We start from the raw sequence: 14246 nt of genomic DNA, 5'->3' as shown, positions 1-14246 counted from the left end.
GCACTTCACCGACGATCAACCCGCGAACCTTCACATCCGCATTGGTAGGCAACGCATTACCCACCGAATCGGTCACCAGATCGATACTGACGACCTTCTTGAAGGTCTTGTTGTACGAGGTGACCGACCATCCGAGGAAGAGGATCAACACCAGAAAGAATGCGAGGCCGAGCAGAAGTCGCTTCAGCCGCGACGGCGAGTCGATCATCCTGCAACCCTCACTGTCGTCGTGGTTCCCCAGATTGCGAGGCTGAGGAAGAAGTCCAGTACCGCCACCGTCACGATGGCCGTTCGCACGGCCCGGCCCACTGCGACGCCGACGCCTGCAGGTCCGCCCGATGCATGGAATCCGTAGTAGCAGTGGATCATGATCAGCACGAAGGCGAAGATCAACACCTTGAGGAACGAATAGAGAACATCCTCGGGCGGTAGGAACAGATTGAAGTAGTGGTCGTACGACCCACCGGACTGCCCGTTGAATATCGTGCTGATTCCGCGTGATGCGATGTACGACGCCAGGAGTCCCACGATGTAGAGCGGGATGACGGCGACGAATCCGGCGATCATGCGTGTGGTGACGAGGAACGGAACGCTGGGCACCGCCATCACCTCGAGCGCATCGATCTCCTCGGAGATTCTCATTGCACCGAGCTGTGCCGTGAAGCCGGCCCCGACCGTGGCCGACAGGGCTAGACCTGCAACGACGGGCGCGATTTCACGGGTATTGACGTACGCGGAGAGGAAGCCGGTGAGGACCGAGCTTCCGAGTTGCTCGAGTGCTGCGTACCCCTGCAGACCCACGACCACACCGGTGGCGCCGGACATCATGACGATGACACCGATGGTTCCGCCGATGACCGCGAGAGCTCCCGATCCGAAGGTGACCTCGGCGAGAAGTCGCAGTACTTCTTTCTTGTAGTGGATGAGCGTGCGCGGAATCCATCCGATGGCACGCACGTAGAAGGACATCTGCTCGCCCGCGTTGTCCAACACGGTGAGCGGAGCACCGGCGATGCGCTTCGCGCGCATGAGAGTACGGTCGCCGCGACCTTTGGCGATGGTCATTGCGAGTCAGCTTCCCTTCGCCGGCACGACCTGGAGGTACACCAGGGTGAGAATGAGGTTGGCGAAGAACAGCAGCAGGAAGGTGATGACCACCGTCTGGTTCACTGCCTCGCCGACGCCCTTGGGGCCGGGGTTGGGATTGAGTCCCTTGTACGAGGCGATGATTCCTGCGATCAGACCGAAGATCGCTGCTTTCAGTTCGGCCACATACAGATCCGGCAGCTGCGCCAGCGCCGAGAACGACGCGAGGTAAGCGCCCGGGGTACCGCCCTGCAGCACGACATTGAAGAAGTAGCCGCCCGCGATTCCGACGACGGACACCAATCCGTTCAAGAGCAGCGCGACGAGGATCATGGCGAGCACGCGCGGTACGACGAGACGGTGAATCGGGTCGATTCCGAGCACTCGCATCGCGTCGATCTCTTCACGAATGGTTCGCGAACCGAGGTCGGCGGTCACGGCCGACCCAGCAGCACCGGCGATCAACAGCGCCGTCACGATCGGGCTTCCCTGCTGGATCACCGCCAGCACGCTCGCTGCGCCGGTGAACGACTCGGCGCCGAGTTGTTTGATCAGCGAGCCCGTCTGCAGCGAGACGACCGCGCCGAACGGAATGGCAACGAGCGCCGTCGGCAGAATCGTGACGCTGGCGATGAACCAGGCCTGTTCGATGAACTCGCGAAACTGGAAGGGCCGTCTGAATGTGTTTCGAACGACGTCGACCAGTAGATCTACGATGTTTCCGGCTTGAGCAAGTGCTGCGCCCGCCGGAGCAAGAGCGGACTTCTTCGATCCCCCCATGGTGCTTATTGTCCCCGCCCCTGCGCAGGACCGTGGCCCTGATCGCTACGTCCTGAAGTGTCATAGCCCGAACTGTCGTACCCGGATTGGTCGTAACCGGTGTTGTCGTACGCGGCGTTGTTGTAACCGGTGTTGTCGTAACCGGTGTTGTCGTAACCGGCGTTGTCGTAGCCGGAGTTGTCGTAGCCGGAGTTGTCGTAGCCGGCGTGGCCGTCGTTCTCGTACGTCTGGCTGCCCGCGTACGCGGGTGTCTGACTGCCGGGGTCCGTGGTGTCGAGGCTTTCCTGAATGGCGACCTGCGCGCTCTGAGGAAGGGTGTGCATGATCTGACGCACCCGCTCCTGACGGCGACCGACGGCCTGCCGAACCGGCGTACCGGGAGTCGCTTTCATCTGCGGCACGATACCTTCCACATCGTCGACACCACCAGCATGATGCCCGGCGTCGACGAGGGCCTGCTCGTGCGCCATCTGCGCCTCGTCCTTCTCCTCCGACATACCGATCGGCCCGATCATCGTGCCGTTCAAGAACTGCTTGACCACAGGCTCGTCGGAGGTGAGAAGCACCTCACGAGGACCGAACATCACCAACTGGCGGCGGAACAACATACCGATGTTGTCCGGCACCGTCCGCGCCAGGTTGATGTTGTGCGACACGATCAGAATGGTCGCATCGATCTCGGCGTTGATGTCGATCAGCGTCTGCGAAATGTACGTCGTACGCACCGGATCCAGGCCCGAGTCCGGCTCGTCGACCAGGATGATCTCCGGGTCCAACACCAACGCACGGGCCAAGCCGGCGCGTTTGCGCATACCTCCGGAGATCTCACCCGGCAGCTTGTCCTCCGCGCCGATCAGACCCGTCAGTTCGAGCTTCTCCATGACGATCTTGCGGATGTCGGACTCGGACTTCTTGGTGTGCTCGCGCAACGGAAACGCCACGTTGTCGTACAAATTCATCGATCCGAACAGGGCACCGTCCTGAAACAGAACTCCGAACAGCTTCCGGATCTCGTACAGCTCCCTCGAACTGCACTGAAGGATGTCGGTTCCGTCGATGAAAATTTTGCCCTGCTCGGGACGGAGGAGACCGATCAGCGACTTCAGGAACACCGACTTACCGGTTCCCGACGGTCCCAGCAGTGCACTGACCTCGCCCGACGGCAACGTCAAAGTGACGTCCTGCCAAATCTTCTGGACACCGAAAGACTTGGTCAATCCCTCGACCGAAACCTCGACTCCCACGCTGACCTCCACAGTTCGTACACATCGACCCGGATGTGGGTTGGGTCACTCTATCGCACACGAGTGTCCACACCGACACCGGAGCTTACTGCCCAGTAATAACTTCCCCGAGTCGGGCTGCGGTCCTGGCATCAGTGTGGCTCATCTCACCACGACACGCGTGCGACTCGCCCGATTTGTGATGAAACCCAACGCATCAACGTTGTGAGAACAGACAGAACCGAGCTGAATTCACGGGCATCGGCCACGAACACGACACGACGAAGGGCCACCCCCGAGTGGGGATGGCCCTTCGTGTGTGCGAGCTACGCCAGAATTACTTGACGGAGATCTTTGCGCCGGCTGCTTCCAGCTTCTCCTTGGCAGCCTCTGCTGCATCCTTGGCGACCTTCTCCAGGATTGCCTTCGGAGCGCTCTCGACGAGGTCCTTGGCTTCCTTCAGGCCGAGGCCGGAGACGACCTCACGGACGACCTTGATGACCTGGATCTTCTTGTCGCCGGCCGACTCGAGGACGACGTCGAACTCGTCCTGCTCCTCGGCAGCGTCAGCGCCACCGGCAGCCGGTGCGCCAGCAGCGGCGACGGCGACGGGAGCAGCTGCGGTGACCTCGAAGGTCTCCTCGAATGCCTTCACGAACTCGCTGAGCTCGAGGAGGGTGAGCTCCTTGAACTGGTCGAGCAATTCTTCGGTGCTGAGCTTCGCCATGGTGGCGGTCCTTCCTTTAGTACCGAGTCGCTGATCCGCGACACAGGTTGGTTGTGTAGCTGTCGCTGTGAGTGCGGATCAGCTTTCGGCGGGAGCTTCTGCTTCTGCCGGTGCCTCGGCTGCAGCAGCTGCGGGAGCTGCAGAACCTTCGGTGGCCTTCTTGTCTGCCAATGCCTGAGCCAGACGTGCAACCTGCGAAGCAGGCGCATTGAACAGTCCTGCAGCCTTCGACAGGTTGCCCTTCATGGCACCTGCGAGCTTTGCAAGCAAGATCTCGCGGGACTCGAGGTCCGCGATCTTGTTGATCTCGTCCACGGACAGCGTCGCGCCGTCCATGTAGCCGCCCTTGACGACCAAGGCCTTGTTGTCCTTCGCGAATGCCTTGATGGCCTTCGCAGCGTCGACCGGCTCGCCCTTGATGAACGCAATGGCGGTCGGTCCGACGAACAACTCGTCCAGCCCGGTGATGCCGGCTTCGGCAGCAGCGCGCTTGACCAGGGTGTTCTTGGCGACGGAGTAGGTGGCACTGTCGCCGAGCGCACGCCGCAGCTGGGTCAGTCCGGATACCGACAGGCCACGGTATTCCGTGACGACGGCAGCCGTCGAACCCTTGAACTGCTCGGTGATCTCGGAAACCGCTGAGACCTTTTCGGGCTTTGCCATACTTCGCCTCCTCTCGTGGAAGTTATGTCGATCGCGAGAGGTCCTGCAGAAACGACGAACGCCCCGGTGCAGGAGGCACACGGGGCGTAGACATGATGGCGGCGTGGAGTGATCCGAGCCGTCGAACAGGTCCCTTACCTCGTTCTCCTGCGTGGGCCGTCCGAGTGACTCGGACCTTCAACCGCAATCTCGTGAAAGAAATCCCTCGAGAAGGCGGTGACCAACGGTCTTGGGTAGAACTTGATTGGGCAGCCCCGGCACATTCCCGGGTGTGAGCCGGGTTCGTGTTCAGGACCGTCGACCAGACTACAGCGCTGCGCTGCAAAGTCCAAAACGCCGTCGCCGCCCTGTGATCTCGAACCAAGCAGGTTGTTCGCGCAAACAACATTCGCATCACGCAGGACAAGACGGTACTCGGGGCTGTTGAATCGAGAACATGACGGCAGCGCAGCCACGCCCACTGCTCGTACCGGACTCCGCCGGATCGAGCCCGGAGCGTGACCCGAGCGGCGGCGACGCAGCTGCTGCCTGGCGCACCCTCGTCGAATCACCACCGCTGTACCCGCGAATCGCGCGCGCACGGAACGTCGCGGTGACCATGAGCGACGGCACGGTAGTGCGCGCGGACGTCATGCGCCCCGCCGATGCGTCGGGGCAGGCCGTGGCGACCGCGCTGCCCGCGGTCCTCAACATCACCCCGTACAACAAGCGGCTGATCACCGGCATCGACGCACTCCTCGGGGCGCCCGTCCTGGGACGTGCCATCCGCGGTGCGTCGCGTCGATTCGACCTGAGCAACACCGCGTTCGACGGAATCACCGAGATCACGCGCATCGTCGACGGCGGTGCCGCCGATCTGCTGTCGGTCAACCGGCATCTCGTTCGAAGCGGCTACGTCCAGGTCATCGTCGACGCACGTGGTACCGGCTCGTCGAACGGCACGTGGGACATCCTCGGGGATCGCGAGCAGCTCGACTCCGTCGAGATCATCGACTGGATCACCTCCCAGCCCTGGTGCAACGGTCGCGTCGGTATGACCGGTATCTCCTACTCCGCCATCAACGCGCTCCAAGCAGCATCCAAGCGGCCCGACGGCCTGCACGCCGTCTTCGCGGTGGAGGGTTCCGTCGACATCGTCCGTGAGATCTTCGCGACGGGAGGTGCACCGTCGCTGTTCATCCCGTTGTGGCTGACGGCGGTGAACGGCCTCAAATGGTTTCCGACGCTCCGCGGCATCGACGCCCTGGCATGGTTTCGCGACCGAGCGGCCTCGCCCGCGACCCACATGTTCGATCTCGCCAAAGGTTTTCTGACCGGCGGGGACACCCGGATCTACGACGACCCGTACTACGACAACATCGACGCGGACATCGAAGAGATCGACGTCCCTACGTTCGTGTACGGATGCTGGCACGACATCTTCGGTGGATCGGCACCCGACATCTACAATCGACTGGCCCTCGAACGCGGCCGCAAACAACTGCTCGTCGGGGACGGGTATCACGGCAATCCCGGAATCGGCTTCGGCAGACCAGGTTTCCCGCCACGGCTGGACGTACTGGAACGAGCATGGTTCGACCGCTGGTTACGCGACGAGGACAACGGTATCGAGCGATTCGGGCCCGTCACGCTCCGTAGCCAGGGCGGATCGTGGACGGCCCACGGCCGCTTCCCCGCACCCCACGCCGTACCGCAACGGCTCTACCTGTCCGCCGCCACGTCGGGAACGGCGCGGCACGCAGCAGCCGACGGCACCCTCAGCGGCCGATCCGACGGCAGCAGTGGAACATTCACCGTCCGTCCCTCGCTTCGAGCCGTCGTCTCACGGGACACGACGCAGGTGCTCGCCGGAGTCACCGCCGTCCTCGGTGGCGGATTCACCTACGACAATCGATTCGCCGAGGGCGCTGCGGTCAGCTTCACGACGATGCCGGCCTCGATCGACACGGTGATCTCGGGTCCGATGAATCTGCATCTACGCGTCGTATGCCGTGCACGAGAGGCACTCTGGGCCATCATGGTGTGCGACGTCGCCCCCGACGGCACATCCACCGTCGTGACCAACGGGGCCCTGCTGGCATCGCGCCGAGCCGTCGACGACGAGAAATCGTTGTTCGCCCCCAACGGTGATTACACACGCCCGCACCACCCATTGACCGAAGCCTCGATGCTTCCGGTACCCGTCGGTGAACCGTTGACCCTCGACATCGACTTGCTCACCACCGAAGCCGCGATCTCCGTGGGACACCGCCTGAGAGTCGACGTCTTCGCCGCCGACCCGCCCCGATTCATGCCCATCCTCCCCGACCTGCTTCGAACCCGAGCCCGCAGCCAAGACATCGTCATCGATCCCGAGAACCCCAGCTTCCTCGTCGTGCCCATGCTCGACGACCCAGGTTGGTGAAGGAGAACCAATGCAGACCCGCACCGGCTTCGCACCGTCGAACGGCATCGAACTCGCCTACGAGGACATGGGCAACCCCGACGACCCAGTAGTCCTGATGATCATGGGGCTCAGTGCCCAGATGACGTTGTGGCCCAGAGAATTCTGCGAGCGAATCGTCGAACTCGGATTCCGGGTGATCCGATTCGACAACCGCGACATCGGACTGTCCACCAAGATGGACGGGCTCCGCATCGAAGGCTCCGCGCTGCTTCGGCTGATCCGCACGGGCCTCGGAGCGTCGAGCACCGTCCCGTACACCCTGAAGGACATGGCCCTCGACGCCAAAGGCCTACTCGACCACCTCGAGATCCAACAGGTCCATGTCGTCGGCGCATCCATGGGAGGAATGATCGCGCAGGTCTTCGCCGGTCTGTACCCGGAACGCGTACTCAGTGCCGCGATCATCTTCTCCAGCACCAACGAGGCCTTCCTGCCACCGCCCGACCCGCGTGCACTCCTCCCCCTCATGAAAGGCCCAGGCCCGGGTGCCAGCCGCGAACAGATCGTCGCCCACTCCGCCAACACCCGTCGGCTCATCGGCAGCCCCGCGTATCCCACGCCCATGGAAGAACTCCTCGTCACCGCCGGCGAGATGTACGACCGCAACTACAACCCCGCCGGCGCACTCCGCCAGATGGCCGCCGTGACCGGAACGGGCAGTCTCCGTCGAATCGCCGCTCGGATCTCCGCACCCACCGTCGTCGTCCACGGCCGCGCCGACCGCCTCATGCGCCCCTCCGGTGGCAAAGCCGTCGCCCGAGCAGTCACCGGTTCCTCGCTCCACCTCATCGGCGGAATGGGCCACGACCTCCCCCGTCCACTGTGGGACGAAATCCTCGGCGAACTGTCGTCCAACTTCGCGCGAGTCTGATCGGCTCCCGCCCCCCTTTCCGGAGCGAACGTGGTGTTCGGTCAGTCTGACTGACCGAACACCACGTTCGCTCCGCGACAGGTCGGCTCCCGGGACGCACGAAACACGAAAGAGGGCCGACCCCGGTGGGGTCGGCCCTCTTCCAGTACTACTGCTTACGCTTCTGCGTCGTCCTCGAGGAGGTTACGCGTGCGGTTCGGGTCCACGGGGATTCCCGGTCCGGTCGTCGTCGAGACCGTGATCTTCTTGACGTAGCGGCCCTTTGCGGAGGACGGCTTCGCACGGAGGATCTCGTCGAGTGCTGCACCGTAGTTCTCCACCAGCTTGGCGTTGTCGAACGATGCCTTGCCGATGACGAAGTGCAGGTTGGCCTGCTTGTCGACGCGGAAGTTGATCTTTCCGCCCTTGATGTCGTTGACGGCCTTGGTCACGTCGTTCGTGACGGTGCCCGTCTTCGGGTTCGGCATGAGGCCACGCGGTCCGAGGACGCGGGCGATGCGGCCGACCTTGGCCATCTGGTCCGGGGTGGCGATCGCGGCGTCGAAGTCCAGGAAGCCGCCCTGGATGCGCTCGATCAGATCCTCTGCGCCGACGACGTCGGCTCCTGCTGCCTCTGCTTCTGCAGCCTTCTCACCAGCGGCGAAAACGATGACCCGAGCGGTCTTGCCGGTGCCGTGGGGAAGGTTGACGGTGCCGCGCACCATCTGGTCGGCCTTACGAGGGTCGACGCCGAGACGAACGGCGACCTCGACGGTCGCGTCGAACTTGCTCGACGCGGTGTCCTTGGCCAACTGTGCTGCCTGAAGCGGCGAGTACAGGTTGTCTGCATTCACCTTTGCGGCCTGCTCGAGGTAGGCCTTGCTGCGCTTTGCCATTTCTTACTGTCCAATCATGAGTTCAGTGTGGTTGACAGGCCTGGCAGGCCCTCCCACGTGACGCTTCGTGTGTGACGAGGCCGAGATCAGCCTTCGACCGTGATGCCCATCGAACGAGCAGTACCGGCGATGATCTTCGCGGCCTGGTCGATGTCGTTGGCGTTGAGGTCTTCTGCCTTGGTCTTGGCGATTTCGCGCACCTGGTCCATGGTCACCTTTGCGACCTTGGTCTTGTGCGGCTCGCCCGAACCCTTGGCGACACCTGCAGCCTTGAGCAGCAGCTTGGCGGCCGGAGGAGTCTTGAGCTTGAAGTCGAACGTACGGTCTTCGTAGACCGAGATCTCGACCGGCACGACGTTTCCGCGCTGCGACTCGGTCGCTGCGTTGTACGCCTTGCAGAACTCCATGATGTTGACGCCGTGCTGACCCAGTGCGGGGCCGACGGGAGGAGCAGGGTTGGCCTGTCCTGCCTGGATCTGAAGCTTGATGATCCCGGCTAGCTTCTTCTTCTTCGGGGGCATTTCTTTTTCCTTGTATTCGCTCGGGTTTCTTGCGGTAACTACTGCAAGTTCTGTGTGGGCTCGCCCACGCGGCGCCGACTAGATCTTGGCGACCTGCGTGAAGCCCAGTTCGACCGGAGTCTCACGGCCGAAGATGGATACCAGCACCTTGAGCTTCTGCTGCTCGGCATTGACTTCGCTGATGCTGGCCGGGAGTGTCGCGAACGGGCCGTCCATGACGGTGACGGACTCTCCGACCTCGAAGTCGACCTCGATGGCCGGCTTCGACGTGGTCTCGGTGGTGGCGCCTTCGGCTGCAGCGGCCGTGGCCTTCGCGTCCTTCTTCTGCCCGTCCTGCGGCATGAGGAACTTGACGACCTCGTTGATGGTCAGCGGCGACGGACGCGACGTGGCGCCGACGAATCCGGTGACACCGGGGGTGTTGCGGACTGCGCCCCACGACTCGTCGTTGAGTTCCATCCGGACCAGGATGTAGCCCGGCAGAACCTTGCGGTTGACCTGCTTGCGCTGGCCGTTCTTGATCTCGGTGACCTCTTCGATCGGAACCTCGACCTGGAAGATGTAGTCGCCGACGTCGAGGTTCTGCACACGAGTCTCGAGGTTGGTCTTGACCTTGTTCTCGTAGCCCGCGTACGAGTGGATGACGTACCAGTCGCCGGGTGCGCGTCGGAGAGCTGCTTTGAACTCGGCAACCGGATCCTCGACCTCGGCGGGCTCGGCCTCTGCCGTCTCGTCGGCTACCGCGTCGTCACCCGCGGCAGCGGCGACGTCGGCGGCGATGGCCTCGTCGGTCTCGCGGTCCTGAGCGGCCTGCTCCGCTTCGAGGCCCTGTTTGGTCGCCTCGACATCGGCGTCGAATGCGGCCACTTCGGTGGCGTCGTTGTGCGGCGTGCTCACAGCAGGCACCCTTTCTGTCGTTTCATGCATGTCGTACTACTCATCGGACTCGGCCAGCGGATCGGTGTCAACCGAACAGCCACTCGACGCCTTGCGTGAATGCCAGGTCCAGACCGCTGATGTACGCGACCATGAACGCCACGAACACGAGCACGACGCTGGTGTAGGTGACCATTTGCTTGCGGTTCGGCCAGATGACCTTGCGCAGCTCTGCGACGACCTCGCGCAGGAACTGGATCAGACGCTTGAAGATGTTCGGGCGCTTCGCCTCGCGGGACTTCGGCGGGCGGGTGGCAACGGATGCCTTGCCCGCCGGCGCGGTGGACTTGCCGTCCGACGACTTGGAGATCGACGACTTGGAGATCGACACGGGCTCGGCCGCAGCGCCTGCGGTCCGTGAACGTCGCGCGGTGCGCTTGCCGGAGGGCTTGGCGACAGCGGCGGAGGAAGTGTCGTTCTGGGATACAGAGGCATCCGGCGTCGACGAATCGGGCGTTGACGAATCCCCGGACTCGTCTTCGCGCTTGCCGCGCTCCTCGCTCACCCGTCGTTCCTCTCAGTAGCTGACACCGTCGCTCTCCTCACCGAAAATGCGGTGAGGGAGCCACATGGGCAGGGGCGACAGGACTTGAACCTGCAACCTACGGTTTTGGAGACCGTTGCTCTACCAATTGAGCTACGCCCCTTCGGTCCAACCCGATTGGAGTCGGACCGTTCTGGAATCACACACGACGTACGCGCTACCTCACACCCTCGAAAGAGAGTCTTGGCAGCGCGCAGCGCTGAACAACCCCAGAAATCTCAGTGTACTGCACAGGCTATGGAAGTTTGAAATCAGGCAGGTCAGGCCAGACGGACGGTTGCCGTCGCCCTACCGAAGATCTTCTTGCCCTCGGACTTCGCTGTGATCGCGATGACCGCGGACTTGGATTCGGGGTCGATCGACTTCACCTTGCCGGTGTACTCGACGGACGCGGCCGAATCCGCGGGCACGTACACGGAGCTGGTGAACCGAACGTTGTATTCGGTGACCGCACCCGGGTCGCCGAGCCACGACGTCACGAACCCCGCGCCGAGGCCCATCGTCAACATGCCGTGGGCGATGACGTTGTCCAATCCTGCTAGCTTGACGACCTCGTCGCTCCAGTGGATCGGATTGGGATCACCGGACACGCCGGCGTAGTTGACCAGGTCTCCGCGGGTCAGCTTGACCACGCGCTCGGGCAGCTCGTCGCCGACCGCCACATCCGCAAAACTACGAAGCGCCATGCATGATCACTTCCTTGACTGCGTGGGCGATGTTCTCGTCGACTTCGCCACCGGTTCGGGCGACCAGCGTCGTCCAGGTCGTCTGGACCAGCTCGCCGTTCTGATCGGTCACGATGTTCTTGGTGGTGATGATGTCACTACCGCTCATCTGGCGGAACGATTCCAGGTAGACCTCGCAGGACAACTCGTCACCGACCTGAATGGCCTTGTGGAATTGCAGTCTCTGATCGGTCTGCAGAATCTGACTCGGGTCGTACCCGGTGATGAATTCCTTGAACATCCGCGACTGCGCGATGATTCCGACCAACGAGATGAACGTCAGCGGGGCAAGGAGGCCGTCGTATCCGAGGCCTTTGGCTGCATCCTCATCGTGGTGGGCGGGGTGCCAGTCCTGGACGGCACGGGCGTACTCACGCACCTTCTCACGACCGACCTCGTAGGCGTGGTCCACCTTGTAGTGGTGGCCCACCATCGCCGCCGCATGCAGAGCTGGATCTTGCACCAGCTCTGGGTCCTGCACTGACTCGGTCACGCTGAAAGAACCTTTTCTACCCAGGACGCAGATGCGGTTAGGGCACGAAAAGTAAGCCTAACGCGTGGCGTCGACTCCGAACGAGAACCAGCAGCCGATGAGGCTCGCGACTAGCGAGACTCGCGGTGCGCGCGATGCGTGCCGCAGTTCGAGCAGAACTTCTTCAGCTCGAGGCGGTCGGGATCGTTGCGGCGGTTCTTCTTCGTGATGTAGTTACGGTGCTTGCAAACCTCGCAGGCCAAGGTGATCTTGGGCCGCACATCGGTGGAGGAGGCCACTGGATGCCTACTTTCGGGTAAATCTGATCCGGTTAATCAGGACTGTGCATTCTTCTTGTGTAGCGGTGACCGGACTTGAACCGGCGACGCAACGATTATGAGTCGTTTGCTCTACCAACTGAGCTACACCGCCTCAGGTGCTCACCCCTACACCATCTCACTAACAAGGGTGTGGACGCGAACCATCCAATCCAGCGAGCCCCCTAACGGAATCGAACCGTTGACCTTTTCCTTACCATGGAAACGCTCTACCGACTGAGCTAAGGGGGCGTTCGCTTCTCTGCGCGGCAAGCCGTGCGTCGAAGCCTTCAAGAGGTTACACAGTCCGAGCGTCGAGTACCAAATTGCGTGCTCGCCGCGCTTTCTGCGGATCCTCTTACAGTAGAAACCCCAGCGAGAATTTCTCTCGCCGGGGCATCTGTGTGGCAGATGTAGGATTCGAACCTACGTAGGCATAAGCCGACGGATTTACAGTCCGCTCCCATTGGCCGCTCGGGCAATCTGCCGGGTGCTCGATGAGAACTTTCGCTCTCTTCGACGCGGAGAGAAGAATACAACGAACGTCCCCCGGAAACGCAAACCGGGTGGATAGCGCGGGTGCGAACGAGCTAACGTCGTCAGGACGAGCCTCACGGATCGGCCCACAGAAGCCGATCGAAACCGATTCGAGTACAGGAGTTGCACGTGGCTGATTCTTCCTTCGACGTAGTGAGCAAGGTCGACCGTCAAGAGGTCGACAACGCTCTGGGACAGGCTGCGAAGGAGCTCGCGACGCGGTTCGACTTCCGCGGTTCCGGCACCGTGATCGAGTGGTCGGGCAGCGGCGACAACGAGGTGATCGTGATCACCTCCGAAAGCGAAGAGAAGGTGAAAGCCGCCCTCGACGTCTTCAAGGAAAAGCTGATTCGCCGCGATGTGTCGCTGAAAGCGTTCGAGACCAACGATCCGGCAGCGTCGGGCAAGGTCTACAAGGTGACCGGGAAGCTCGTTCAGGGCATCTCGAGCGAGAATGCGAAGAAGCTGACCAAGAAGATCCGCGACGACGGCCCCAAGGGCGTCAAGGCGCAGATCCAGGGCGACGAGCTACGCATCAGCAGCAAGAAGCGGGACGACCTGCAGGCGGTACAACAGCTGCTCAAGTCCGAGGACTTCGGCCTCGCGCTTCAGTTCGTCAACTACCGCTAGCTCTACTCTCCCCTGGCCATTCGTTCGAGGCGATCGATACGGTCCGCCATCGGCGGGTGCGTGGAGAACAGCTTGCCGACCTTGTCTCCGGCCCGGAACGGGCTGGCGATCATCAGGTGGGACTCGGCGGCGAGGCGCGGTTCAGGCGGCAGCGGTGCCGCCTGAACGCCTCGCTCCAGTTTGCGCAGCGCCGACGCCAGAGCAAGCGGATCGCCCGTCAGCTCGGCTCCCGACCGGTCCGCCTGATACTCGCGAGAACGCGACACCGCCAGCTTGACGACGGTGGCCGCGATGGGCCCCAGCAGCGAGACGAGCAGTAGCGCAAAGGGATTGGCGCCTCCGTTGCCTCGCCCCCCGAACATGGACGCGAACATCGCGAAGTTCGCCAGTCCGGAGATCACCGCAGCCATCGCTCCCGCAACCGAGGAGATCAGGATGTCGCGGTTGTAGACGTGGGACAGTTCGTGCCCGAGAACGGCACGAAGCTCGCGTTCGTCCAGGATCTGAAGAATGCCCGTGGTGCAACACACCGCAGCATTGCGTGGATTGCGACCGGTGGCGAACGCGTTCGGGTTGTTCGTCGGGCTGATGTACAGCGCGGGCATCGGCTGATGCGCCGTCGTCGCCAACTCGCGCACGATGCGGAACATCGCCGGTTGTTCCACCTCGGTGACCGGCTGCGCGTGCATCGCTCGCAGTGCGAGCTTGGCACTGTTGAAGTAGGCGTAGCCGTTCATACCGATCGCGAGCGCGACCGACACGAACAGAATCGTCGGACTGTTGAACAATGCTCCCACGAAGACGATGAGCGCGGACATACCGACCAACAGGCCGAACGTCTTTGCGTTGTTCGCGAAACCCATTGCAGCGCCTCTTCCCGGAGTTCTCTCGTT

At 62.5% G+C, this 14246-nt stretch carries 16 protein-coding genes, 4 tRNA genes and 1 pseudogene; 3 read left to right on the top strand and 18 right to left on the bottom strand.

The genetic code is table 11. From position 1 onward, the window contains the following. The 6 genes and pseudogenes from CH293_RS16330 to rplJ all read right to left on the bottom strand — a co-directional run. A pseudogene (locus tag CH293_RS16330) lies at positions 1–208 on the bottom strand (mammalian cell entry protein); the annotation flags it as partial. Continuing rightward, the gene (locus CH293_RS16325) at positions 205–1065 is read right to left on the bottom strand and encodes an ABC transporter permease (protein ID WP_037105613.1); all 861 of its coding nucleotides are present in this window, start codon (positions 1063–1065) and stop codon (positions 205–207) included. The pseudogene CH293_RS16330 and the gene CH293_RS16325, both read right to left, overlap by 4 nt. Positions 1066–1071: 6 nt before the next feature. Then, positions 1072–1866 carry an ABC transporter permease gene (locus CH293_RS16320; protein ID WP_037105611.1) on the bottom strand — a complete coding sequence of 265 codons (795 nt, stop codon included), beginning with the start codon at positions 1864–1866 and terminating at the stop codon, positions 1072–1074. 5 nt (positions 1867–1871) lie between these two features. After that, positions 1872–3110 carry an ABC transporter ATP-binding protein gene (locus CH293_RS16315; protein ID WP_255122885.1) on the bottom strand — a complete coding sequence of 413 codons (1239 nt, stop codon included), beginning with the start codon at positions 3108–3110 and terminating at the stop codon, positions 1872–1874. A gap of 316 nt (positions 3111–3426) precedes the next feature. Next, complete coding sequence (rplL, locus tag CH293_RS16310; protein WP_019666426.1) at positions 3427–3816, bottom strand: 50S ribosomal protein L7/L12; 390 nt, start codon at positions 3814–3816, stop codon at positions 3427–3429. 78 nt (positions 3817–3894) lie between these two features. After that, positions 3895–4479 (bottom strand): 50S ribosomal protein L10, encoded by a 585-nt coding sequence (rplJ, locus tag CH293_RS16305; protein ID WP_019666427.1) that lies wholly within the window; start codon positions 4477–4479, stop codon positions 3895–3897. Between the two features lie 436 nt (positions 4480–4915). On the opposite strand from rplJ, the gene CH293_RS16300 reads away from it, so the two are divergent. Together CH293_RS16300 and CH293_RS16295 are read left to right on the top strand one after the other, a co-directional pair. After that, complete coding sequence (locus CH293_RS16300; protein WP_094720813.1) at positions 4916–6883, top strand: CocE/NonD family hydrolase; 1968 nt, start codon at positions 4916–4918, stop codon at positions 6881–6883. A gap of 10 nt (positions 6884–6893) precedes the next feature. After that, on the top strand, positions 6894–7796 hold the full coding sequence (locus CH293_RS16295) for an alpha/beta fold hydrolase (protein WP_094720812.1): 903 nt from the start codon (positions 6894–6896) through the stop codon (positions 7794–7796). A 155-nt stretch (positions 7797–7951) separates the two neighbouring features. Here CH293_RS16295 and rplA read toward each other — a convergent pair whose 3' ends face one another. From rplA to CH293_RS16240, 11 genes are all read right to left on the bottom strand, one after another. Continuing rightward, positions 7952–8671 (bottom strand): 50S ribosomal protein L1, encoded by a 720-nt coding sequence (rplA, locus tag CH293_RS16290; RefSeq protein ID WP_019666430.1) that lies wholly within the window; start codon positions 8669–8671, stop codon positions 7952–7954. Between the two features lie 86 nt (positions 8672–8757). Further along, positions 8758–9192 carry a 50S ribosomal protein L11 gene (gene rplK, locus CH293_RS16285; RefSeq protein WP_019666431.1) on the bottom strand — a complete coding sequence of 145 codons (435 nt, stop codon included), beginning with the start codon at positions 9190–9192 and terminating at the stop codon, positions 8758–8760. 78 nt (positions 9193–9270) lie between these two features. Beyond that, positions 9271–10089: a transcription termination/antitermination protein NusG gene (gene nusG / locus CH293_RS16280; RefSeq protein ID WP_037105600.1), complete on the bottom strand. Its 819-nt coding sequence runs from the start codon at positions 10087–10089 to the stop codon at positions 9271–9273. Positions 10090–10156: 67 nt separating this feature from the next. Further along, positions 10157–10633: a preprotein translocase subunit SecE gene (gene secE / locus CH293_RS16275; protein ID WP_094720811.1), complete on the bottom strand. Its 477-nt coding sequence runs from the start codon at positions 10631–10633 to the stop codon at positions 10157–10159. A gap of 69 nt (positions 10634–10702) precedes the next feature. Then, positions 10703–10775 (bottom strand) — tRNA-Trp (locus CH293_RS16270). A 157-nt stretch (positions 10776–10932) separates the two neighbouring features. Next, complete coding sequence (gene hadB / locus CH293_RS16265; protein WP_037105596.1) at positions 10933–11358, bottom strand: (3R)-hydroxyacyl-ACP dehydratase subunit HadB; 426 nt, start codon at positions 11356–11358, stop codon at positions 10933–10935. Beyond that, positions 11345–11830 carry a (3R)-hydroxyacyl-ACP dehydratase subunit HadA gene (gene hadA / locus CH293_RS16260; RefSeq protein WP_196248810.1) on the bottom strand — a complete coding sequence of 162 codons (486 nt, stop codon included), beginning with the start codon at positions 11828–11830 and terminating at the stop codon, positions 11345–11347. The genes hadB and hadA overlap by 14 nt, the downstream gene beginning before the upstream one ends. Before the next feature lie 170 nt (positions 11831–12000). Further along, complete coding sequence (gene rpmG / locus CH293_RS16255; protein WP_019666436.1) at positions 12001–12168, bottom strand: 50S ribosomal protein L33; 168 nt, start codon at positions 12166–12168, stop codon at positions 12001–12003. Between the two features lie 60 nt (positions 12169–12228). Further along, positions 12229–12301, bottom strand: a tRNA-Met gene (locus tag CH293_RS16250). A gap of 64 nt (positions 12302–12365) precedes the next feature. Further along, positions 12366–12438 (bottom strand) — tRNA-Thr (locus CH293_RS16245). Between the two features lie 153 nt (positions 12439–12591). Then, a tRNA-Tyr gene (locus tag CH293_RS16240) sits at positions 12592–12674 on the bottom strand. 178 nt (positions 12675–12852) lie between these two features. Here CH293_RS16240 and CH293_RS16235 point away from each other — a divergent pair. After that, positions 12853–13353, top strand: coding sequence for a YajQ family cyclic di-GMP-binding protein (locus CH293_RS16235; protein WP_037105590.1), 501 nt, complete (start codon positions 12853–12855; stop codon positions 13351–13353). Positions 13354–13355: 2 nt separating this feature from the next. On the opposite strand, the gene htpX is transcribed toward CH293_RS16235, so the two are convergent. Further along, a complete protein-coding gene (htpX, locus tag CH293_RS16230) occupies positions 13356–14216 on the bottom strand; it encodes a zinc metalloprotease HtpX (RefSeq protein ID WP_094720810.1) in 861 nt (286 codons plus the stop codon). Between the last annotated feature and the right edge of the window lie 30 nt (positions 14217–14246).

This window comes from Rhodococcus sp. 14-2470-1b, assembly GCF_002259415.1.
Taxonomy (GTDB): Bacteria; Actinomycetota; Actinomycetes; order Mycobacteriales; family Mycobacteriaceae; genus Rhodococcoides.
Note: the sequence above shows the minus strand (reverse complement) of the source record. Positions and strands in the feature narration are given on the sequence as shown.